Consider the following 21,368-nt stretch of genomic DNA (forward strand, 5'->3'; position numbering starts at 1 on the left):
CGACCCGGGCGCACCTCTCCCCCGCCGGCACGGCCGGCGCGCCCGGCGCCCGTCACGGGCGCCGGTTCGGCGAGCTGGCCGGATCGATGCGCTCGATCCAGTACTCCCGGGCGAGCGCGTCGACGCCCGCCGGCGAGACCGACCGCAGGTGCACGGTGTTGTCACTGGTGCCGGCGACCCGCCCGTGCTTCTGCAACTCCAGGATGTGGTACCGCTCCGGGGCGAAGTCCAGCACCACGTCGACGCTGAACCGGCCGCGCTGGTCGGGGTGGTCGCCGACGCCCGGAGCGACCTTGCCGACCGCCTGGACGCTCAGCCACACCTGCCAGGCGAGGACGAGAAGGACCACCACGCCGATCCGGCGAAGCGCCGGCATCCGGACGACACTAGTCAGGATCGATCGCAGGGTGGACATCCTCGGCACCTCCCGTGAGCAGTTCGGTGATCCGGTTGGAGAGGTGGCGGAACTCGGGCAACTGCGTCGTCTCCCGCCAGGTCCTCGGCCGGGGCAGGTCGACCGTGACGATCTCCCGGACGATGCTCGGCCGCGTCGACAGGACGATCACCCGGTCGGAGAGGAACACCGCCTCGTCGATGTCGTGCGTCACGAAGAAGACCGTCGGTCGCCGCAACTCGAACACCCGGGTCAGGTCTTCCTGCAGCTTGCGGCGTGTCTGGGCGTCGATGCTCGCGAACGGCTCGTCCATCAGCATGACGTCCGGCTCGTTGGCGAGCACCCGGGCGACGCCCAGACGCTGCTGCATACCGCCGGACAGCTCGTGCGGGTACTTGTGCTCGAACCCGGCGAGGCCGACGAGTTCGAGGTACTCCCGGGCGGTCGCTTCGCGCTGCTTGGGCGGGACCCGCTTCATCCGGAGCCCGAAGGCGGCGTTGCCGAGCACGGTCTTCCACGGGAAGAGGGCGTGGCTCTGGAAGACGACGCCCCGGTCGGGCCCCGGGCCGTCGACGACACGCCCGCCGACCTTGACGGTCCCCCCGGTCTGCTTCACGAAGCCGGCGATGATGTTGAGTACGGTCGTCTTCCCGCAGCCGCTCGGGCCGAGGATGGAGACGAACTCTCCCCGGTCGACGGTGAAGGAGACGTCACCGATGGCGGTGATCTCCTCGCCGGTGTAGGCGTCGACGTAGTCCTTGCTCAGACCACTGATCTCAAGCGCGGTCACTTTCCTGCCTCCGCCTGTCGAACCAATCCCCATCGCTCGACGGTGGCCCTCTCGAACGGTGCGAGGACGAGCGCGTCCGTCGCGTACCACAGGACGCCGAGCACGATCATGCCGAGGAAGACCTCGGCGACGTCACCGACCCGTCGGGCGTCGAACATCATGAACCCCACCCCGCTGGTCCCCACGATGATCTCCGCGGCGACCAGGGCCCGCCAGCCGTAGCCGAGGCCCGTCCGGATGCCGCTGGCCAGGGACGGCAGGGCTCCCGGGACGATCACCTCGAGGAAGACGCGCAGCCGGCCGGCGCCGAGGCTACGCGCGGCCCGGATCAGTTCGCGGGGTACCTGTTCCACCCCCGCGACGATGCCGAGGACCAGGGGAAACACGATGGTGTAGACGATCACGAAGGTGACCGCGGTGAGGCTGAAGCCGAACCAGACGATGACGATCGGCAGCCAGGCGATGTCCGCGATCGCCTGGAAGAAGAGCAGCAACGGCCAGGTCAACCGACGCGCCCAGAACGACATCGCGATGGCGAAGCCGAGCGGCAGGCCGATGAGCAGCCCGAAGCCGACCCCGTACATCAGCCGGGTGAGCGAGTCGGAGAGGTAGCCGGGCAGCACACCCTTGCGCATCAGCTCGGCGAACTCGCCGACCACGGTGTCCGGCCCGACGAAGAACGCGCCGGGGAAGACGTCGAGCTCGGCCAGCAGCCACCACAGGAGTACGACCGGTACGAACGGGCCGAGGGTCCGTACGACGGGATTGACGAGAATCCGGCGCGGCATCGCGACGGTGCGCTTCGGTCGGGCCGAGGCCCGGGTCGTGACGGCCACCTACGAGCTCACCGCCTTCATGCCCCACCGCTCCACCGTGCGGCGCTCCAACGGCGCGAGCAGCAGTCGGTCCATCGTCAGCCAGAGCACACCGATGATCACCATCGCGGTGATGACGACGTCGGTGGAGAACTCGGTCTGCGCCAGGAACAGGGCGTACCCCAGACCGGCGCTGCTCGCGATGATCTCGGCGGCGACCAGGCCGCGCCAGCCGTAGCCGAGACCGATCCGCAGGCCGGTCACGATGCTGGGCAGCGCGCCCGGCACGAGGACCTCGAAGAACATGCGGATGCGGCCGGTGCCCATCGACCGCGCGGCGCGGAGCAGTTCGATCGGGATCTGCTGGACGCCGAGCATGGCGTTGTAGGTGAGCGCGAAGAACATCGCGTTCCACACGATGAAGATGACCGCCGAGTCGCTGTAGCCGAGCCACAGCGTCGCGATCGGGATCCAGGCGATGCCCGCGAGCGCGACGGAGAACCGCAACAGCGGCGCGAAGAACGCCGCCAGCGTGGGGCTCACGCCGAGTGCCACGCCGAACGGCAGTGCGGTCACCACCGCGATGGCGGTGCCGACGCCGACCCGGCGCAGGCTCGCTCCGAGGTGCCGGAACAGGTCGCCGCTCACCCACATCTCACGCAGCGCCGCGAGCACGTCGGTCACCTGCGGGAAGACCCGCATGGGGGTGTTGGTGACGGCGACCACGACGGCCCAGACGACGACGAGCAGGACGAACGGCAGGAGGAACCAGAACGCCGACACGAGCCGGCCTCTGGGGCCACGGCCCGCGCCGCGCGCTGTCACGCGGCGCGTGCCCTGGCCACGAGTCTCGGTGAGGGTCACGGACATGCCTTCATCGCTGCGTCACGGGAGAACTGGTACCCGTCGCTGATCGCCGCGGCCTGCGGCACGGCGGGCAGGTCCTCGAAGAGCTCGGGCCTGGACTGCATCACCTGGAGGATCGGTCCCGGCTCGAAGTACTTGTTGACGTCGAAATCGGCCTCGACCACGTCCTGCTCGGCCAGCAGCCGGCTGATGGTGTCCAGGGCGAGGTAGTTGCACTGGCTGAACCGGCCGTCGAGTTGTTCGACGTTGTACTGCATGGCCCGGTCCGCCACCTCGGGCTTGGTGCCGGGCAGCCACCGGGCGGCGGACTCCGCAGCGTCGGCCGCGTTCTTGCGCATCCACTGGTCCACCCCGGCCCGGGCGGTCAGGAACTTGGTGACGACCTCGGGATTCTGCTCGACGAAGCTGCGGGTCGCGACGATGTAGCCGATGAACGGGATGTACCCGCCGCCGCGCAGCACCTCCTTGGCGCCGCTCACCTGGTCGGTGATGACGATCGGCCAGGGGTCCCAGACGATGGCCACGTCGATGCCGTTGGTCTGCAGCGCCACGGCCATGTCCGGTGGCGCGGTGTTGACGATCCGCACATCGGTCGCGGCCAGGTTGGCCTTCTGCAGAAGGCCGAGCAGGTAGAGATGGTTGATCGAGCCGACCGAGACCCCGATCCGCTTGCCCTTCAGGGTGGCCAGGTTGGTGCCGTCGATGCCGGCCTTGTCGGTCGCGACCACCGCCATCGTCCGGTCGATGCTGCGCTGGGTGGACGAGCCGGTGTAGTTGCCGAGCAGGACCAGGTCGATCCCCTTCTGGGCAGCGGAGATGATCGGCGTACCGGCCTGCACGAAGTCGACGCTGCCCGACTGCAACGCGTTCAGGGCGTCCACTCCGGTGGGGAACGGCTGGGCCAGCTCCACGTCCAGACCCTGCTCCTCGAACTGTCCCGTCTCCAGGGCGACGGGCAGCCCGATCTGGTCGATCGCGGAGACGTACCCGGCCCGCACCTTGACGATCCCGCCCTGGCCGTCGCCAACCGGGTCGTCGTCGACGGTGGAACCCCCGCCGCATGCGGCCAGGAGCGTCATGACCGCCACCGCCGCCGCAGTGATCATCGAACGCCTAAGATATGACAACAGAATCGCCTCCCGCTAGTTGTCGGCCGCCGTCGTCTTCGTGCAGAGCGGCCAGAATTGCGTCGCGACGAGGAATCGGGTTCACCGCTCCGTGCCCTTGCGTCGTGAGTGCTCCCGCGATCGCGGCGTACCGTGCGGCCTCGACCGGGGAGTCCCCGTCGACGAGGCGGGCCAGGAAGGCGCCGTCGAACGCGTCGCCGGCGCCGGTGCTGTCCACGGGCACGACGGGGTGCGGTGCGATCTCGCTGATCTGGTCCTTGTGCCAGAGCAGCGCGCCCTGCTCGCCCATCTTCAGCACCACGATCCGGGGGCCGAGGGCCACGAACCACCTGAGGATGTCGTTCGGCGTCGTGCGCTCGCTCAGCAGCCGGCCCTCCTCGATGTTCGGCAGCGCCACATCGCACAGTTGCACACTGCGGGTGATGACCGCCCGGGCCCGTTCCAGCGGCCACAGCGTAGGTCGGTAGTTCGGGTCGTAGCTGACCAGCGTCGACCGCTCGCGGGCGGCGTGCATCGCGTGGAAGGCGGCGTCACACGCCGACGTGCTGATCGCCTGGGTGATCCCGGAGACGTGCAGGGCCGCCGCCGCCTCGATGGCCGAAAGCGGAACGTCCTGCGGGCTGAGACGGCTCGACGGCGAACCGGCCCGGTAGTACGTGAAGGAACTGCTGCGGCTGTCGCGGGAGATGAAGTAGATGCCCGTTCGCCCGCCCCGCTCCCGCACGACGTGGGTCGTGTCGACTCCCTCGCGCTCCCACAGGCGCAGCAGCGCGCCGCCGAACCCGTCGTCGCCGATGCGGGTGATGTACCCCGCGCTCGCACCCGACCGGCTTGCCGCGACGATGGCGTTGGACGTGTCGCCGCCGAAGCCGACCGAGAACTGCTCGGCCGCGTCGAGGGGCCGGTCCTGCACGGAGCTGAACTCGAGCAGCGGTTCACCGAGGGCGAGTACGTGCATGGCTGCCTCTCACACCCGGTTGTGCTTCGCGATGCCGGTGAGCAGGGAGCCCGTTTCGTGGATCATCCTGGTCTGCTCCCGCTCGCGCGCCTCGATGACTTGCGCGGCCTCCAGCACCTCGGCCATCCGGGCGACCGGGACGCAGACCACGCCATCGCTGTCGGCGATGATCAAATCACCGGGAGAGATCGTCACGCCACCCATGTCGACCGGCTCGTTCAACGACACCGTCCGGTAGCGCCCGACCGTGGTCGCCGGAACACTGCCCCTCGCGTAGATCGGCAGGTTCGGGTAGTCGCGCCGGATCTCCTCCACGTCCCGCACGCACGCGTCGAGGACCGCGCCGCCGATGCCCCGCACCGAGGCGCCGGCCGCCATGAGCCCGCCCCACACCGCGACGTCGGCCCCGCCGGCCGCGATGCAGATCACGCTGCCCGGTTCCGACTCCTCGATCGCGCGCAGGGCGTACGTCGGCGGCTCCGCAGTTTCCGACGGCTCCTCCAGCACGGTGACGGCCGGGCCGACGAGCTTGCCGGGCAGGATCGGCCGGATGCCGCCGGTCAGGTATCCGCGGACCCCGAACTGCTCGACGGCATCCGCGACGGACGCGGTGGCCAGGGCCCGGTAGGCGTCGATCATCTCCTGAGGCGGCACGACAAGCACGTGGTTGTCCTTTCGTTGCGATCGTTGGTGGTCAACGGCAGAGCCAACCGCCGTCGACGACGAGGATGTGGCCGTGGACGTAGGCGGCCGCGTCGGAGGCCAGGAAGACGGCCGCGCCCACGAGGTCGTCCGGGGTGGCCCAGCGGCCGGCGGGGATCCGGGCGGTGATCTCGGCCCGGCGCCGCAGGTCACCACGCAGGTCGGCGGTCACCGCCGTCTCGACGTAGCCCGGGGCGATGGCGTTGACGTTGATCCCACGGCCGGCCCACTCGTTGGCCAGCGCCTTGGTGAGCCCGCCGATCGCGTGCTTGCTCGCCGCGTAGGACGGGACGAACATCCCGCCCTGGAAACTGAGCACCGACGCGATGTTGATGATCTTCCCGCCGCCGCGTTGGAGCATCCGGGCGCCGGCGGTACGGGCGAAGTGGAACGCGGCGTGCGCGTTCACCTCCATCACCTCGTACCAGTCGCCGTCGCTGAACGTCTCGGCCGGCGCCCGGCGGATCACGCCCGCGTTGTTGACGAGAATGTCGATGTCGTGGGAATCGAACAGCGACTCGATGAACGCGGGCCGGCCGGCGGTGTCCAACAAATCGAACTGGACCGCCGACGCCCGGGCGCCGATCGCCTGCGCCTGTTCGGTCACCTCTGAAAGGTCGTCGCGCTCGGACAACAGAACCAGATCCGCGCCGACAGCCGCGAAGCCCAGGGCAATAGCACGGCCGATGCCGGTGCCGGCGCCGGTGACAAGGGCACGCCGGCCGTCGAGGCGGAACATCGGCGGCGCCTTCTCCGTCACGGGCACGACGTCCCCTCACCTCTCGCCGGGCTGGTGCCACCATTGGTGGTGCGGACGAGACTAGGCGAGTTGTTGCGGGCCGTTAACAACGGAAATCAAATGGGCGTATCCACATAACGGATGTCGGGGGCGGGACGCGGTGACCCGCACCGGGGCGCACCGGACGACAACCTCCGTCGGCGGCGGCGACCCGGTCGGGTGCGGGGCAAGGTGCCGGGCAGCTGTCGCCGGCCGGGCACACCAGCGCCGGTCACGGCGAGGACCGGGGTGCGTACGACGGCTGTGCGGCGTTCGGCGGGATTGTCCCCTCAGGCCAAGACGGCCGCAACCGCTGGCATAGGCGCTTGTCGACAGCCGCGGTCAGCGCGAATTCGGTATCCGAATGATCGCATCCGTAACTCGCACTTAACCGGCAGTGACGAATGCCTATAGCATCTGGCCCCACGAACAACCGATCATCCCGCGGCCGGTCAGCAAGGTTTTGTCTCGACCATTTCCGGCGCGCCGGGAACTCGGTGGGGCGCGGCCTGTCCATCGCTCGGCCAAGCAATACCGAGCCGACGCGACGCCAGAAGGGAGCGAGGCCAAAAGCGTAGCGCATTGACGACCTCGGGTTCGCCCGGAAGCTGTCGCACGTCCCGTCGGCCCTGCCGTTTCGGGCCCGTTTTCTGATCCTGTTACCCGATCCCTGAGAGCGCACAGAGAGGGCAAGAACCTCATGACGGCAAATTCGAACCTCGGACGACGGGGGTTCCTGGGCATGGCCGCAGCCGGCGCGGGCGGGCTGAGCCTGGCGGGGCTCGTCTCGTCTCCGATGGAGGACCAGGTCGCGTACGCCACGCAGAACGTGTCGAAGACCTCCAGCCCGTCGGACCTCAAGATCACCGACCTGCGCACCGTCACGTTGCGCGGCGTGCCGTTCCGCAGCACGATCGTCCGCATCGACACCAACCAGGGGTTGTACGGCCTGGGTGAGGTGCGCGACGACGGCGACCGGCGGTACGCGCTGCTGCTGAAGAGCCGGCTGGTGGGCCAGAACCCGCTCAACGTCGAGAAGCTGTTCAAGATGCTCAAGCAGTTCGGCGGGCACGGCCGCCAGGGCGGCGGCGTGTCGGCCGTGGAGATGGCCCTGTGGGACATCGCCGGCAAGGCCTACGGGGTGCCTGTCTACCAGCTGCTCGGCGGAAAGTACCGCGACCGGGTCCGGGCCTACGCCGACGCCGCGGTGTCGAACAACCCGAAGACCTACGCCCAGCGCATGAAGGACCGGGTCAAGGAGGGCTACACCTTCCTGAAGATGGACCTTGGCATCGAGATGATCCAGGACGTCAAGGGAGCCTTCAACGGCAGGAACCTGTGGCCGGGAGACCTCGCGCAGTACAACTTCACGCCCGGCGGGTACGGCGCCACCCTGCACCCGTTCACCAGGGTCCAGCTGACCCGTAAGGGCCTGGACGCGATGGCCGACTACGTCGAGGCCGTGCGCGACGCCGTCGGCTACGGCGTCCCGATCGGCCACGACCACATGGGGCACTTCGGCATCAACGACCAGATCAAGCTGGCCCAACGCCTCGAGGAGTACGCGCCGGCGTACATGGAGGACGTCGTGGCGTGGATGTACACCAAGCAGTTCAAGCAGTTCCGGGAGGCGACGAACGTACCGGTGATGACCGGCGAGGACATCTACGGGCTCGAGGCGTTCAAGGAGCTCATCGACGCCGAGGCCGTCGACATCGTCCACCCGGACCCGGCCACCGCCGGCGGCATCCTCGAGACCAAGAAGATCGGCGACTACGCCGAGGAACACGGCGTCCCGATGTTCCTGCACTACGCCGGGTCGCCGGTGGGGGCGATGGCCGCCGTGCACATCGCGGCGGCGACCCAGAACTTCGTCGCGCTGGAGAACCACTCGTTCGAGGTCGAAGGCTGGGACAACATCATCAACGGCCCGGCCAAGCCGCTCGTGAAGGACGGCTTCTACACCGTGCCGCAGGGGCCCGGCCTGGGTGTCGAGCTGAACGAGCAGGAGGTCAAGCGCCGGATGGATCCCGCCGAGGGGTACTTCAACCCGACGCCGGAGTGGGACAAGGCCAACTCGCACGACCGCATCTGGAGCTGACACGCGAGCGGCCGCCGCACCCCGAACGCCGCGGCGGCGGACCACGTACCGAGAAGGGGGCCGACCCGTGCGGGTCGGCCCCCTTCCGCGCCGCCGCCCACCCGTGGGACCCGACCGGCCCCGCGCGTGGTCAGTGCTCGTGGCCGTGGTGGTGGCCGTCCTCACCGTGGCGGTGCCCCACGTAGAAGTCGACCCTCCGGCTGCTCGCCGTGCCGGTCACCACCGCCTCGGTGGTGAGAAGCGCCTCCGTCACCGACGCCGCGGTGCGCAGCGCGCGACGCGTCACCGACACCGGGTCGGCGATGCCCTCGCCCAGCAGGTCGCGGTAGTCGCCGCTGCGCGCGTCGTATCCGATCTGCTCGGGCAGCGTGGCGACGTGGGCGGCGACATGCGGCCCGTCCGCGCCGGCGTTGGTCGCGATCCACCGCAGCGGTTCGGCGAGCGCCTCGCGGACCGCGTACACCCCCGCCCGCTCGTCGCCCCGGGCCGGCACGCCGTCCAGGGCGGCCCCGGCCTTCACCAGCGCGGCCCCGCCACCGGCGACCACACCGTCGCGGGCTGCCGCCCGGCCGGCGGACAGCGCGCGCTCCACCCGCTGCATCCGCGCCCGCCGCTCGACCTCGATGTGGCCACCGACCCGAAGCAGACACACCCCGCCCGCCAACCGGGCGATCCGCATGCGCAGCCGGTCCCTCTCCCAGTCGGAGGTAGCCGCGGCGAGACGGGTCCGGATCTGCCGGATGCGCTGGTGCACCGCCGCCTCGCCGCCCGCGCCGCCGATGATGGTGGTGTCGTCGCGGGTGACGACGACGCGGCGGGCCCTGCCGAGCACCTCCAGTCCGACCCGCCCCAGCCGCAGGCCGGCCTCCGGGGTGACCATCTCGGCACCGGTGAGGGCCGCTAGGTCGCGCAGGGTCTCGGTGCGGGCGCCGCCGAGTTCCGGTGCCTTGACGGCGACACTGCGGAACGAGTCCTCCACGTTGTTCAACAGCAGGGTCGCCAGGGCGTCGTCGACGACATCGTCGGCGATGACGAACAGCGGCCGTCCGGTCGCCACCACCCGTTCCAGCAGCGGCAGGAACTCGGCGAGGGCGTCGATCCGCCCGGGGTGCAGCAGAACGTACGGGTCGTCGAGGACGGCCACCATGCGCTGTGGATCGGTGGCCATGTACGGGCTCACGTAGCCGGCGGGTAGTCGGAGCCCGTCGAGCAGCTCCATCTCCGTACCGGCCGACTCGGACTCCTCGACCGTGACCACACCGTCCGGACCGGCCTTGTCCAGCGCGGCGGCGACCAACTCCCCCAACTCCCGGTCCCGGGCGGCGTAGGTGGCGACCCCGGCGAGGTCGGCCACACCGGTGACGGGCCGGGCCCGGGCCCGCAGATGCGCGTCGACCGCGTCGACGGCCCTCTCGATGCCGCGCTTGAGCGCGACCGGAGAGGCTCCCGCGGCGATCGCCCGCAGTCCGTGCCGCGTCATCGCCTGGCAGAGCACGATAGCGGTGGTCGCGCCGTCGCCGACGTGGCTCCTGGTGGTGTCGCCGGCTTCCCGCGCCAGTCGCAGGCCCAGGTTCGCGTACGGATCGTCCAGACTCAGGCCCGCGGCGACGGTGTCGCCGTCGGCGGTGACGCTCGGCGGACCACCGCCGGGGTGGCCCAGCACGACGGTCCGGCCGTGGGGACCGAGAGTCACCCGGACGGCGTCGGCCAGCGCGTCGACGCCTCGCTGCAGACGGCGCCGGGCCGACTCGTCGAACAGGATCTCGGGCATGGACGCGTTCCTTCCGGTGGAACCGGGGAGCGGGAGCCGACGCACCGGCCGCCTTCCGCCCCACGGCTGCTCAGGTGGGAAGTTGTGCCTTGAGATACGCGGCCATCGACGTCAGCGAGGCCCGGGCCTCCGCGTCCTCGACGTCCTCGGCCACATCAGCGAACCGGTCGATGGCGGCCTCGCTCTGCTCGGCCAACCGGTCGGCTGCCGTCAGGTTGGCCTGCATCCTGGTTCGGTCGGCGAGCTTGACCGCACCGGCCGCGTAGAAGCGGTTGACCAGCGCCTCGGCGTCGTCGAGCACCGGCTTGCGACCGCGCTCCATGATCAGCGCGGCCTGGAGCATGGCTCGCGCGTACCCGGTGTCGTAGAGCTCACCGCCGTGTCCGCCGCCGCCGACCCCGGCGTACTGGCCGACGATCGAGCCGTTCTCGCGGTCGAAGTCCAGTGCGCGGGGGTGCTCGGCGAGGACGCCGCGGTCGTAGCCCTGCCGGACCAGCTCCCGCATGAACGCGAACATGTCCGTCTCGCCGTTGTCGGGGAACACCTCCGCGTACCGCTCACGCGGCTTGTCCACGGTCACATTGCGGTAGTGGATGTGGTTCACCCGGTCCTTGGCGCCGACGTAGCGCAGGAACTCGACGGCGTCGTGGCCGACCTCGGGCGTCACTCCCGCGTGCACGGTCAGGCCGTTGGACGGGCTGTCGTACGTGTCGATGAGCCGCTTCCAGTCCGCGACGGACGCGAGCACCTGCGGGTTGCCGCGGCTGATCACCGCGGGCGGGTCGTTGGGGTGTACGGCCAGCCGCACCCCGGCCGCCTCGGCCACGGGGACAACCCGGTCGAGGAAGTACTTGTAGTTGTCCCAGATCTGCTCGTAGGTCAGCAGCGGCGTACCGGGGCGCGGCGGCAGGTCCTTCACCGCGACCCCGTCGACCTCCCGATGGTAGTCGAAGGCCGTGTAGCCGGCGCCGAGCCGATCCTCGTCGTCGATCAGCTCGTAGTAGCCCTCGGTGAGCCGGTGGACGTAGAAGTTGTACTCGACCACGCGGATGCCGGCCTGCCCGGCCGCGATCAGCGACTGCTTGACGTACTCGATCTGCTGGTCCCGGCCCTCCTGACCGCGCACGATGCTGTCCGTGATGTTGATCAGGTACGCCGTGATGTGCAGACCGGCCGCCTCGAGCCGCTGCCGGTCGGCGAGGAGGGTGGCCGCGGTCCAGGGCAGCCGCGGCGGATCGGTGATCAGGGCACCGGTCACTCCCGCCTGCCGCCAGCGGCGTACGGTCGCCTGACTCGGGTTGCGGGAGAACCACTGGCACAGCCGGGGCGTGTTCGCGCTCTCCTTCACCTGCTCGGGCCACTTCAGGTAGGGATAGGCCAGGCTGCCCGGCGCGGTGGGGGCGGATTCGCCCGGTACGGCGGCTGACTCGCCGGCGGCGGCCGCGGGGGTGCCGGCGGCCGCGACGGTCACACCGGCGGCCGAGACCGCCGCCAGCGATGCGCCTTGCTTGAGGACGTCCCGACGGGATTGCGCCATGATGCGTACCTCTCGTTCGTCGGTACATGTCGATGGGTGACGGTGTCTTCAAACGCGGTCACGGTCGCTGCTGCCGTGTCCGGCCGACATTCGCGTCGGGCACCGGATTGGACGACGATTTGGCCGCCAATGGCCGCGGAAATCCCCAGCGGCGCCCGGGCCGCGGCGCCGCTTTCGATGTGTCCGAATTGACAGGAACAGGTCGCTGGGTGAACTCCGTTTCCCTCTACCCGACCGTGATGATCGTGCTCTCCACGTGCGGGGACGCCGCCCGGCGCGCGGCCCGGAATTCCTGCCGCCCCCTTCCCGAAGAGGTCGACGGACACAGTCGACAAAGCGGGACCGCCGATGACCGCGAGCGATCAAATCCCGTAACAAGGCAGTAACGATGGATCCGTGTTCGTAGGGGCAGACGCTAGCCTCGACCGTCGCCGGTTGTTAAGAACGAGTTACGAATGACGGCATCCGCATCTTTGATTACTCGTCACCGATGCCCGTCCCTGCCGTGACATCACGCACGGGTGAATCGGCGGCGTGCCTGGCCTGCAAGGGGGTTCTGGGTGCTCAGGACGGATACTCGGCTGGAGTGGTTCGTCTCGTTCCTCGGGGTGGTGGACACGGGAAGCTTCGTGGCCGCGGCGGAAGCGACCCACCGTTCCCAGCCCCGGGTGAGCATGCACGTGGCGGCGCTGGAGCGCGAGGTGGGGCTGCCCCTGTTCGACCGCCGCAAGCGGCCGGTGGAGCTGACCGAGGCCGGCGCCGTGCTCGCGGTCCACGCCAGGGCGGTGCTGCGGGAACTGGAGGCCGCCGAGGCGGCGATGGCGCCGTGGCGAGGTGGGGCGCGGGGGGTCGTCACGCTGGGGTGCTACCCGAGTGCGAGCGCGGCCTTCATCCCGACGCTGCTCCGCGACGTCTCCCGGACCATCCCGGACGTCCGGGTGGTGCTCGTCGAGCGAGCGACGCTGGAACTGGACCACGCACTGACGACCGGTGAGGTGGACATCTGCCTGCGCCCCATGTCGCCCCCGCCGGCCGCGCCCTCGGTCGTCGGCCATCCACTGTGGGGAGAGCCGCTGGTGGTGCTGCACCCGACGGCGCACCCGCTCGCCGAGCTTCCCGACCCGTTGACCGTCGCCGCCGTGGCCGCGCACCCGCTGATCTCCATCGGACGCCTCGACGACGCGCAGTCGTCGGAGTTCGAGGTCTACCGGCTCTTCCGCAAGCACAACTTCGAGCTCGAACCCGTGCAGGCGACCAACCAGCCGCAGACGCTCGTCGAGATGATCCGTGCGGGGCTCGGTGTCGGCGTGACCAATTGGCTCGCCGTGCACATCGCCGACACCGCCGGGGTACAGGTACGCCGGATCGAGGGCAACTGCGGCCGGCGGGTCGCCGCCTACCGCGACATGTCCCGCCCCATGAACCCGGCCGCCCGCAGCCTGCTCGAGCGCATCATCCACGCACCCCGCCCACCCGGCACGCGGCCACCCGAGGCGGTCACGGACACCACCGACCCACGCGCCGCCGCCCCGGACGACTGACCGCCGCCGCGCCGCGGCCGTTCAGGTCGTCAGCCGGCGGACGAGTTTGCGCAGGCCGGCCTGCCAGCCGTCGGGATCCTCGGCGCGGCGGCGGGCGTACGTGGCGACCTCCGGGTGCGGGAGGATGAGGAAACGTTCCTCGGCCAGCCCGGCCACCACGGCGTCGACTACCTGATCCGGGGTGAGCACCGCACCGGACGCGGCGATCACCTTCGCGCCGAGGTGACCGTCGGCCAGCCCGCCGGCGAGCATCGGGGTGTCCACCCCCTGCGGGCAGAGCGCGCTCACGCGGATGCCCCGGTCCCGGTAGGTCACCGACAGCCACTCGGCGAAGCCGACCGCACCGTGCTTGGTGGCCGTGTACGCCGCGTCGCCGACCGCCGTGAGCACGCCCGCGGCCGAGCAGGTGTGCAGCAGGTGGCCGCCGCCGCGGGCGAGCATCCCCGGCAGCACGGCGCGGGCGGAGTAGACGTGCGCGAGCACGTTCACCCGCCAGGACCGGTCCCACGCCGCGTCGTCGACCTCGATGCCGCCGCCGGTGGTCACGCCCGCGTTGGCGCAGAACAGGTCGATCCGGCCGAACTGCCGTTCGGTGTCGGCGACCAGGGACCGTACCTGCTCCTCGTCGGTGACGTCGACGGCCGCCGGATGCGCCACCGGCCCGATGGCCTCGGCCACGGAGCGGGCCCCGTCGCCGTCCAGATCGGTCACGACGACGGCGGCCGCGCCCTCGGCGGTGAACCGGCGCGCCATCGCCGCCCCGATGCCGCCGGCTCCGCCGGTGATCACCACGACCCGGTCGGTGAGGTTCACGTCAGCGCCCCTCTCCGGCGTGCGGGCCCAGTCGGGCGATGAGGTCGGCCAGCGCCTCCGCGCCGCCGGCGGTCAGCTCGGGTGTGGGCAGCAGCGCGAGCACGGGCACGTCGACCCCGGCGTCGGCGTAGCGGCGTACCTGCTCCCGGACCCGCTCGGGCGAGCCGTGCAGCACCAGCGCGTCGACGACCTCGTCGGGTACGGCCGCGAGCGCGCCGCGCCGGTCGCCGTCCGCCCACGCCTTCCACATCGGCCCCAGCACCTCGTCGCGGCCGAGCCAGCGGTGGAACGCGGCGTACGCCGGGACGGTGAGGTAGCTGGTGATCAGCCGGCGGCCGAGCGTACGGGCGTACGTGGCGTCCTCGGTGGGGCAGACGAAGATCCGGGCGACGACCTCGAAGCCGGGCCGGCGTTCGCCCACCTCGGCCAGGGCACGGGGCACGTCGCCGGCGGCGAGCCAGTTGAGGATGACGCCGTCGGCCTCCGCGCCGGCGAGCCGGAGCATGCCCGGGCGCAGCGCGGCGAGCACGATCGCCGGCGGCACCGCGGGAGGGCGTTCCAGGCTGAACCGGCGTACGGCGAAGGTGTCGAAGGTCTGGTCCACCGTCTCCCCGGCGAGCGCGGCACGCAGGAAGCGCAGCATGTCGCGGGTCCGCCGGAACGGCTCGGTGAACGGCACCGCGTTCCAGTCGCCGACCACGACGGGCGAGGAGGCGCCGATGCCAAGGGCGAACCGGCCCGGTGCGGTCTCGGCCAGTGCGGCCGCGCTCATGGCGAGCAGGCCCGGCCCGCGCGTGAAGACCGGCACCACGGCGGTGCCGAGCCGCAGCCCGGGCTGCCAGATGGCGGCGAGCGCCAGCGGGGTGAACGCGTCGGCCCCGGCGACCTCGGAGGACCAGACGTCGGTGAACCCGGCCTGGTCCAGGGCTCCGTAGACCGCGGCGTGGTCGGCGAGCGGGACGCCGCTCAACGGCACCGTCATGCCCCATCGGTTCGTCACCCGTCGATACTGCCCGGTAACCTCGGGCGAGAGCAAGATCCTTCGCGGGCGAACAGGCGTCGGCGACGTTCCTGAGACGGCAGTCCGGTGAGGTGTGGTCCAGCCGCCGGCCTCGGGCGCGGGCGACCGCAGCGGGGCCACCGGTTCCCCCGTTGCCGGCCGGTAGCACGACCCCCGGTGTTACGAATGCCAGATGAGCTCGGCAGACGCCGGAGGGCGGTGACGTGGCCCCCGGCGGGAAGGGCCGCCTGGAGCCGACCACGGAGGCCATCGGGCGGGCCACGTTCCTGGAGCTCTTCTTCGACCTGGTCTACGTCTTCGCGCTGACCCGCATCACGGCCCGCGCGTTCGAGGACCTGGCTCTGGAGGAGGGGACCGTACACGGATGGAGCGCGGTCACCGGCAGCGCAAAGACCCTGCTGCTGCTCCTCGCGCTGTGGGCGGTGTGGCAGGGCACGGCCTGGACCACCAGCCGGTACGACCCGCGTCACGGCTGGCTGCAGAGCATCGTCATCACCGCGCTCGTGGCCAGCATGGTGATGGGAGTGGCCACCCCCCGGGCGTTCACCACCGCCGGGCTCATGTTCGCCGCGGCGTACGTCATCGCGCAGGTGTCCCGGCCACTGATCCTGCTCATCGCGCTCGGCCCGCACCTCTTCCGGCGGCTCAAGGTGCGCATGGCGATCATCTTCGCGGCCACCGGGGTGCTGTGGATCGTCGGCGCGCTGCTGCCCACCGACCCGCGGGTGGTGCTCTGGACGGCCGCGCTGCTCGCCGAGTACCTCGCCGCCCGCTTCGGCTGGCCGGTGCCGGGGCTCGGGCGGTCGACCATCTCCCGCTGGGACATCGCCGGGGAGCACCTGGCCGACCGGTACCAGCAGTTCTTCCTCGTCGCGCTCGGCGAGACGATCCTGGTGGCCGGGTTCGCGTACAGCAAGGGGCCGTACGCGACGGCCCACGCCGTCGCGTTCGGGCTGGCGCTGGCGACCACGATCGTGCTCTGGCGGATCTACATCCAGCGGGCCGGGCAGATCCTCGCCGAGGCGGTGAAGAAGGCGCGGCACCCGGCGACCATCGGCCGGTCCGCCGCCGACACCCACCTCGTGATGGTGATCGGTCTCGCCGCCGTGGCGATCGGCTACGAGCTGGTCATCGACCACCCTCTCGAACCTCCCCCGCCGGCCTGGGTGGCGATGGTGATCGGCGGGCCGGTGCTCTTCCTAGCCGGCCGGTCCCGTTTCGAGTACGAGGTGTTCGGCCGGGTCTCCCCCTCCCGCTGGATCGCCGTGCTCGTGCTGCTGGCGGTCACCCCGCTCCTCGTGCACGTCGCGGCCCTGGCCGCCGCGGCGGCCGCCGTCGTGGTGCTCGTCGCGGTCGCGGTCGCCGATGCCCGCCGGGCGCGCGGCCACCCACCGGAGGCGGCCGCGCCGCCGTTCTGACCATCGACGTACGACGATGGATTGCCGCCGCCGCACGCTAGTCTCTGCGGGTGACCTTCTCGATCGTCGCCCGCTCCGATGACGGCCGCCTGCACGGCGTCGCCGTGGCCAGCAAGTTCCTCGCCGCCGCCGCGGTGGTGCCGGCCGCGGAGGCCGACGTCGGCGCGCTCGCCACTCAGGCCAGCGCCAACCTCGCGTACCGGCCGCAGGGGCTCACCATGCTGCGCACCGGGGTCGGCGCCGCCGACGTCGTGGCCGGCCTGGTCGCCGCGGACGCCGAGCGACACCACCGCCAGCTCGGCGTGGTGGCCGCCACCGGTCCCGGCGCCACCTTCACCGGCGAGAAGTGCCACGACTGGGCCGGTGGCCTGGCCGGGGACGGCTGGGCCGCGCAGGGCAACATCCTGGCGGGCCCGCAGGTGGTCGACGCCATGCGCGACGCCTGGCTGGGCGGGTCGGCCCTGACGTTCCCGGAGCGGCTGCTCGCCGCGCTGCGGGCCGGTGACGAGGCCGGTGGGGACCGGCGCGGGCGGCAGAGCGCCGGGCTGCTCGTGGTGCAGCGCGGCGGCGGGTACGGCGGCGGCAGCGACGTCGTGGTCGACCTGCGCGTCGACGACCACCCCGACCCGGTTACCGAGCTGGACCGGCTGCTCGCCGTGCACACGCTGCTGTTCAGCAAGCCCGACCCGGCCACGCTGCTCGACCTCACAGGCGCCGTCGCCGCCGAGGTCGGCACGCTGCTCGCCGCGCTCGGCCACCCGGTGGGCCCGACCGGCCCCGACGAGGCCCTCGCCTCCTGGGCCGGGATGGAGAACCTGGAGGAGCGCCTGGTGCCGGGACGGATTGACCCGGTGGTGCTGGACCACCTCCGCCGCGCCGTCCCCCACGTCCCCGCCCCGCGCTCCGCCCCGTAACCCCGCCCCCTCACGGGGGTTGGGAGGGTCAGGGCTTCAGCACGATCTTGCCGCGGGCGTGGCGGGACTCGCTCAACTCGTGCGCGGCGGCGGCCTCCTCGAGGCCGAACACGGCAGCGACCGGCACGCTGAAGCGGCCCTGCTCGGCGAGCGCGCCGGCGGCGGCGATCCCGTCGAGGGCCGGTGCGTCCGCACCGGGACCCGAGCCACGGGACAGGTGCACGCCGTGTGCGGGGGCGTCGATGTCAGCGATGCTCACCACCCGGTCCGGACCCGCCACCAGGCCGATCAGGTCGGGCAGCGAGCCGGAGCCGGCGCAGTCGAGCACGACATCCACCCCGCCGGGGACCAGCGCGTCGACCCGCTCGGCCAGCCCGGGCCCGTACGTGGTCGGGACCGCTCCGAGCGAGGCGACGAACGCGTGGTTGCGGGCGCTGGCCGTGCCGATGACGGTGGCGCCGCGGGCCACCGCGAGTTGGATCGCGGTCGTGCCGACCCCGCCGGCCGCGCCCTCGATCAGCAGCGTGGCGCCGTCCCCCACACGCAGCAGGTCGAGCACGCGGGTCGCCGTCTCGATGTTCCCGGCCGCGCCGCCGGCCTGCTCCCAGCTCAGGGCGGCCGGTTTCGGCGCCCAGGCGGCCAGGACGGCGTACTCGGCGTTCGCCCCGCCCATCTCGGCGAAGTCGGTGATCCCGAAGACCTCGTCGCCCACCCGGACCCCGGTCACCCCGTCACCGATCTGGTCCACCACGCCCGCGGCGTCGACGCCGGGCACGTGCGGCAGGCGCAACGGGATCCAGTCCCGGAATCGGCCGGCGCGGACGTACGTGTCGGCCGGGTTGACACCGGACGCCCGGACCGCCACCCGGACCTGACCCGGCCCGGCGTGCGGTCGCGGGACCTCGGCGACCGCGAGCATGCTGGCCGGACCGTACGCGGAGAATTGCACAGCTCTCATGCCCGCGGACGGTAATTCGGCGCCCCCGCCCGCCTCGTTAAAGTGAGAGCGGTGACCGACCGTTTGCCTCACGCCCTCCGCTCCGACGCCCTGGACAACCGCGAGCGCATTCTCGCCGCGGCCCGCGCGGTGTTCGCCGCCGAAGGTCTGCACGTGCCGATGCGGGAGATCGCCCGGCGCGCCGGGGTCGGGCCCGCCACCCTGTACCGCCGCTTCCCGACCAAGGAGATGCTGGTCACGGAGGCCTTCGCGGAGCAGATGCACGCGTGCCACGTCATCGTCGACGACGGGCTCGCCGACCCGGATCCCTGGCGCGGCTTCTGCTCCGTCATCGAGAAGATGTGTGAACTGCACGCACGCGACCGAGGCTTCACCGCGGCATTCGTGTCGGCCTTTCCCCACGCGATCGATTTCGACTCGCGCCGCGAATACGCGCTCACGTCGATCGCCGAACTGGCCCGCCGGGCCAAGGACGCCGGACGCCTACGTGCCGATGTCGTCCTGGACGACGTACTCCTCGTACTCATGGCCAACAGCGGCATCCGCGCCAGCTCACCGGCCGCCCAGGTCGCCGCCTCCCGCCGCTTCGCCGCGCTCGCGATCCAGGCGTTCCAGGCCTCCCCGGACGCCGCGCCGCTCCCGCCGCTGGCACGGTCGGCGCCCGCGGCCTCGACACCATGACCGCAGCGACCGAGAGCCGGATCAGGCGCTGAAGGACAGCCAGCGGAACCCGGCGGCGTCGATCACGGCTCGCTCGTCGTCGGTCAGGTCGGCTCGGCCGGTGGCCGCGCGGATCAGCGTGAGCCGGTCCCAACCCAGTTCCGGCGGCACCGGGCGCCCACCGGTGAGCAGGTCGGCGATCACCCGCGCCGCGCCGGGGGTCAGCCACGGCTCCCGGTCCAGCGCCGCGGCCAGGTCCAGGCCGTGCACGCCGACCTCCACCACCCGGGTACGCAGGAACTCGGTCAGGCTCATTGCGTCGCCGTGACGGGTGCGGACCACCCGACCCGCGGGCGCGGCGGCCACCGCCGCATCGGCCGCCCGCCAGGCCCGGTCGAAGTCCGCCACCAGCGCCGGGCCGTCGAGGGCACGCGCCTCCCGGCGGCCGCTGTCGATGCGGGCGGCATCGACCTCGGGGGTGAACTTCGGTGCGCCGAAGTACCCGGCGGCGTCGACCTCCGCGCGGGCGGGGGCGGGCGCGGCCAGCATGTCGACGAGCCGGCCGGCGCCGGAGCGTACGTGGGCCAGCAACTCACGGACGGTCCACGGGTCGCAGTCGGTCGGCCGGTCCAGGTCCGCCTCGGAGAGCCCGCGCAGCACCTCCCCCAGCCGTGCGCACTCGTCCCGGAATGCCGCCCGTACCGTGTCCACCGCTACCTCCCCGTCCGACCGCCGCCCGTACCCTCTCACGACCCGAAACGGCGAGCCGCGCGGCGTCGCGCCGTTTCGGCGGCGGCCCGGCGGGTACGCGCGACCGGTCGCGACTGAGGGGAGGCGCCACCAATGGCCGGGATCATGATGCGCAGCACCGCGTTCAACGACCACGACACGCTGCCGGCTCGCTTCTCGCGCGAGGGCGGCAACATCTCGCCACCGCTGGAGTGGACCGAGGTGCCCGACTCGGCCACCGAGCTGCTCCTCCTGGTCGAGGATCCGGACGCCGGACGCGCGCCGTTCCTGCACTGGCTGGTCACCGGCATCCGTCCCTTCCCGGGCGGCGTCGCGGAGGGCACTGTCCCGAAGGGCGCCCAGGAGTGGCCCAACGGCTTCGGCGAGATGGGCTGGGGTGGCCCGCAACCGCCGCGCGGCGACGACCCGCACCGGTACTTCTTCCGGCTGTACGCCCTGAACCGTCCGCTGGAGCTGCCCGATGCGCCGCAGGCGACCGACGTGCACCAGGCGGTGGCCGGCCACGAGTTCGCCAGCGGCACGATGGTGGGCCTGTACTCCCGCTGACGCGGCCGGGTCGCTCAGCCCTGGTGGCGGGGCACCAGCCTGTGCACCACGGCGAGCACCAGCGCCATGACCACCGCCATCGTCCCGGCGATGCCGGCGGCGCTGCCCGCGTACCCGGCGAAGAGGGCCCGGCGGCCCAGCCCCTCCGGTGCGACGCCGCGCAGGTCCACGAGCCAGGCGAGGGCCAGCCCGCACGCGCCCAGGGCGAGCACGCCGCCGACGCCGAGCACGGCGGTCGCCACCCGGTGCGCGTCGGCGGAGGAGAATGTCGCCCGTTCCCGCTGGGTGAGCAGCAGCACCAGCCCGGCCACCGCGGCCCAGACGCCCACCACGAGGAAGGCGGCAACCGCATCGCTGGGCCGGTGCCAGCCGGCGGACAGGGTGGCCACCCCGGCGACCGCCGCGTAGCCGGCGCCGACGAACGCCCCGAACGCCCGGACCTTCGCGGGCAGGACTAGCACCAGCGCCACCGCCACCGAGGCGGCCACGGCGGTGTGCCCGCTGGGCAGGCTGTTGCCGGCGTAGACGCGCTCGAGGTCGATGCCCAGGTCCGGGCGGGACAGGCCGTACTTGAGCAGCTGGGTGCTCACGTTGGCTCCGGCGATGAGCAGGGTGGCGGTGATCGCGAGCGCGATCCGGCCGCGCATCAGCGCGATGAACCCGATCACGGCGGTGGCCGCCAGCAGGGACACCACCGACATGGCGTTGAGGATGCGGTCGACCGGGCCGTCGATGCGGTCCTGCCCGATCCGGTTGCCGGTCAGCGCGACGGTGTCGACCCACTGGCCGAGTTCGGTGTGCAGCGCCACCCGCCAGACCAGGACGAACGCGGCCACCTGAAGAAGGGCGAACAGGACGAGCCAGAGCGCCGTCCATGCCCTCGCCGTCTCGCGCACGCGCCAACGTT

At 71.8% G+C, this 21,368-nt stretch carries 21 protein-coding genes; 6 read left to right on the top strand and 15 right to left on the bottom strand.

The genetic code is table 11. The annotated features are described in order from the left end of the window. Positions 1–52: 52 nt before the first annotated feature. The 8 genes from D7193_RS12170 to D7193_RS12205 all read right to left on the bottom strand — a co-directional run bounded on the left by D7193_RS12170 (position 53) and on the right by D7193_RS12205 (position 6,419). On the bottom strand, positions 53–415 hold the full coding sequence (locus tag D7193_RS12170) for a hypothetical protein (RefSeq protein WP_120779596.1): 363 nt from the start codon (positions 413–415) through the stop codon (positions 53–55). Then, entirely contained in the window at positions 387–1,184 is a 798-nt protein-coding gene (locus tag D7193_RS12175) for an ABC transporter ATP-binding protein (protein ID WP_120779597.1), read from the bottom strand. The genes D7193_RS12170 and D7193_RS12175 overlap by 29 nt, the downstream gene beginning before the upstream one ends. Next, positions 1,181–2,020 carry an ABC transporter permease gene (locus D7193_RS12180; protein WP_206611895.1) on the bottom strand — a complete coding sequence of 280 codons (840 nt, stop codon included), beginning with the start codon at positions 2,018–2,020 and terminating at the stop codon, positions 1,181–1,183. The genes D7193_RS12175 and D7193_RS12180 overlap by 4 nt, the downstream gene beginning before the upstream one ends. Next, on the bottom strand, positions 2,021–2,782 hold the full coding sequence (locus D7193_RS12185) for an ABC transporter permease (protein WP_206611896.1): 762 nt from the start codon (positions 2,780–2,782) through the stop codon (positions 2,021–2,023). Between the two features lie 77 nt (positions 2,783–2,859). Beyond that, on the bottom strand, positions 2,860–3,972 hold the full coding sequence (locus tag D7193_RS12190) for an ABC transporter substrate-binding protein (RefSeq protein WP_120779599.1): 1,113 nt from the start codon (positions 3,970–3,972) through the stop codon (positions 2,860–2,862). A gap of 7 nt (positions 3,973–3,979) precedes the next feature. Continuing rightward, positions 3,980–4,951 carry a sugar kinase gene (locus D7193_RS12195; protein ID WP_120779600.1) on the bottom strand — a complete coding sequence of 324 codons (972 nt, stop codon included), beginning with the start codon at positions 4,949–4,951 and terminating at the stop codon, positions 3,980–3,982. 9 nt (positions 4,952–4,960) lie between these two features. Beyond that, a complete protein-coding gene (locus tag D7193_RS12200; RefSeq protein ID WP_206611897.1) occupies positions 4,961–5,614 on the bottom strand; it encodes an RraA family protein in 654 nt (217 codons plus the stop codon). A gap of 31 nt (positions 5,615–5,645) precedes the next feature. Then, positions 5,646–6,419 (bottom strand): SDR family oxidoreductase, encoded by a 774-nt coding sequence (locus D7193_RS12205; RefSeq protein WP_277749904.1) that lies wholly within the window; start codon positions 6,417–6,419, stop codon positions 5,646–5,648. A 754-nt stretch (positions 6,420–7,173) separates the two neighbouring features. On the opposite strand from D7193_RS12205, the gene D7193_RS12210 reads away from it, so the two are divergent. Then, positions 7,174–8,532, top strand: coding sequence for a mandelate racemase/muconate lactonizing enzyme family protein (locus tag D7193_RS12210; protein WP_206611898.1), 1,359 nt, complete (start codon positions 7,174–7,176; stop codon positions 8,530–8,532). Between the two features lie 130 nt (positions 8,533–8,662). On the opposite strand, the gene D7193_RS12215 is transcribed toward D7193_RS12210, so the two are convergent. Continuing rightward, a complete protein-coding gene (locus D7193_RS12215) occupies positions 8,663–10,303 on the bottom strand; it encodes an Hsp60 family chaperonin (protein WP_120779603.1) in 1,641 nt (546 codons plus the stop codon). 70 nt (positions 10,304–10,373) lie between these two features. After that, on the bottom strand, positions 10,374–11,840 hold the full coding sequence (locus D7193_RS12220) for a mannonate dehydratase (RefSeq protein ID WP_120779604.1): 1,467 nt from the start codon (positions 11,838–11,840) through the stop codon (positions 10,374–10,376). A 560-nt stretch (positions 11,841–12,400) separates the two neighbouring features. Between D7193_RS12220 and D7193_RS12225 the strand changes: the two genes are divergently transcribed. Beyond that, complete coding sequence (locus tag D7193_RS12225; RefSeq protein WP_120779605.1) at positions 12,401–13,381, top strand: LysR family transcriptional regulator; 981 nt, start codon at positions 12,401–12,403, stop codon at positions 13,379–13,381. A 21-nt stretch (positions 13,382–13,402) separates the two neighbouring features. Here the strand turns inward: D7193_RS12225 and D7193_RS12230 are convergent, their stop codons facing one another. Next, complete coding sequence (locus tag D7193_RS12230; protein WP_120779606.1) at positions 13,403–14,194, bottom strand: SDR family oxidoreductase; 792 nt, start codon at positions 14,192–14,194, stop codon at positions 13,403–13,405. A 1-nt stretch (position 14,195) separates the two neighbouring features. Continuing rightward, on the bottom strand, positions 14,196–15,176 hold the full coding sequence (locus D7193_RS12235; RefSeq protein WP_120779607.1) for an LLM class F420-dependent oxidoreductase: 981 nt from the start codon (positions 15,174–15,176) through the stop codon (positions 14,196–14,198). 242 nt (positions 15,177–15,418) lie between these two features. Between D7193_RS12235 and D7193_RS12240 the strand changes: the two genes are divergently transcribed. Together D7193_RS12240 and D7193_RS12245 are read left to right on the top strand one after the other, a co-directional pair. Next, positions 15,419–16,633, top strand: a complete 1,215-nt coding sequence (locus D7193_RS12240) for a low temperature requirement protein A (RefSeq protein WP_120779608.1) — start codon at positions 15,419–15,421, stop codon at positions 16,631–16,633. A gap of 50 nt (positions 16,634–16,683) precedes the next feature. Continuing rightward, the gene (locus tag D7193_RS12245; RefSeq protein WP_120779609.1) at positions 16,684–17,547 is read left to right on the top strand and encodes a DUF1028 domain-containing protein; all 864 of its coding nucleotides are present in this window, start codon (positions 16,684–16,686) and stop codon (positions 17,545–17,547) included. 28 nt (positions 17,548–17,575) lie between these two features. On the opposite strand, the gene D7193_RS12250 is transcribed toward D7193_RS12245, so the two are convergent. Then, on the bottom strand, positions 17,576–18,505 hold the full coding sequence (locus tag D7193_RS12250; protein WP_120779610.1) for an NADP-dependent oxidoreductase: 930 nt from the start codon (positions 18,503–18,505) through the stop codon (positions 17,576–17,578). A gap of 51 nt (positions 18,506–18,556) precedes the next feature. Here D7193_RS12250 and D7193_RS12255 point away from each other — a divergent pair, with 51 nt between their 5' ends. After that, a complete protein-coding gene (locus tag D7193_RS12255; RefSeq protein ID WP_120779611.1) occupies positions 18,557–19,186 on the top strand; it encodes a TetR/AcrR family transcriptional regulator in 630 nt (209 codons plus the stop codon). 21 nt (positions 19,187–19,207) lie between these two features. Here the strand turns inward: D7193_RS12255 and D7193_RS12260 are convergent, their stop codons facing one another. Further along, positions 19,208–19,876, bottom strand: coding sequence for a maleylpyruvate isomerase N-terminal domain-containing protein (locus D7193_RS12260; protein ID WP_241562958.1), 669 nt, complete (start codon positions 19,874–19,876; stop codon positions 19,208–19,210). A gap of 132 nt (positions 19,877–20,008) precedes the next feature. On the opposite strand from D7193_RS12260, the gene D7193_RS12265 reads away from it, so the two are divergent. Beyond that, a complete protein-coding gene (locus D7193_RS12265; RefSeq protein ID WP_120779613.1) occupies positions 20,009–20,461 on the top strand; it encodes a YbhB/YbcL family Raf kinase inhibitor-like protein in 453 nt (150 codons plus the stop codon). A gap of 14 nt (positions 20,462–20,475) precedes the next feature. On the opposite strand, the gene D7193_RS12270 is transcribed toward D7193_RS12265, so the two are convergent. Beyond that, entirely contained in the window at positions 20,476–21,357 is an 882-nt protein-coding gene (locus D7193_RS12270) for a phosphatase PAP2 family protein (protein WP_120779614.1), read from the bottom strand. Positions 21,358–21,368: the final 11 nt, after the last annotated feature.

The sequence above is a fragment of the Micromonospora costi genome, assembly GCF_003626655.1.
GTDB classification, from domain to species: Bacteria; Actinomycetota; Actinomycetes; order Mycobacteriales; family Micromonosporaceae; genus Micromonospora; species Micromonospora costi.

Coding starts and splice junctions, on each gene's coding strand:
- D7193_RS12210 (WP_206611898.1), top strand. CDS start 7,174: ATGGCCGCAGCCGGCGCGGGCGGGCTGAGCCTGGCGGGGCTCGTCTCG.
- D7193_RS12195 (WP_120779600.1), bottom strand. CDS start 4,951: ATGCACGTACTCGCCCTCGGTGAACCGCTGCTCGAGTTCAGCTCCGTG.
- D7193_RS12215 (WP_120779603.1), bottom strand. CDS start 10,303: ATGCCCGAGATCCTGTTCGACGAGTCGGCCCGGCGCCGTCTGCAGCGA.
- D7193_RS12220 (WP_120779604.1), bottom strand. CDS start 11,840: ATGGCGCAATCCCGTCGGGACGTCCTCAAGCAAGGCGCATCGCTGGCG.
- D7193_RS12170 (WP_120779596.1), bottom strand. CDS start 415: ATGTCCACCCTGCGATCGATCCTGACTAGTGTCGTCCGGATGCCGGCG.
- D7193_RS12235 (WP_120779607.1), bottom strand. CDS start 15,176: ATGACGGTGCCGTTGAGCGGCGTCCCGCTCGCCGACCACGCCGCGGTC.
- D7193_RS12250 (WP_120779610.1), bottom strand. CDS start 18,505: ATGAGAGCTGTGCAATTCTCCGCGTACGGTCCGGCCAGCATGCTCGCG.
- D7193_RS12190 (WP_120779599.1), bottom strand. CDS start 3,972: ATGATCACTGCGGCGGCGGTGGCGGTCATGACGCTCCTGGCCGCATGC.
- D7193_RS12265 (WP_120779613.1), top strand. CDS start 20,009: ATGGCCGGGATCATGATGCGCAGCACCGCGTTCAACGACCACGACACG.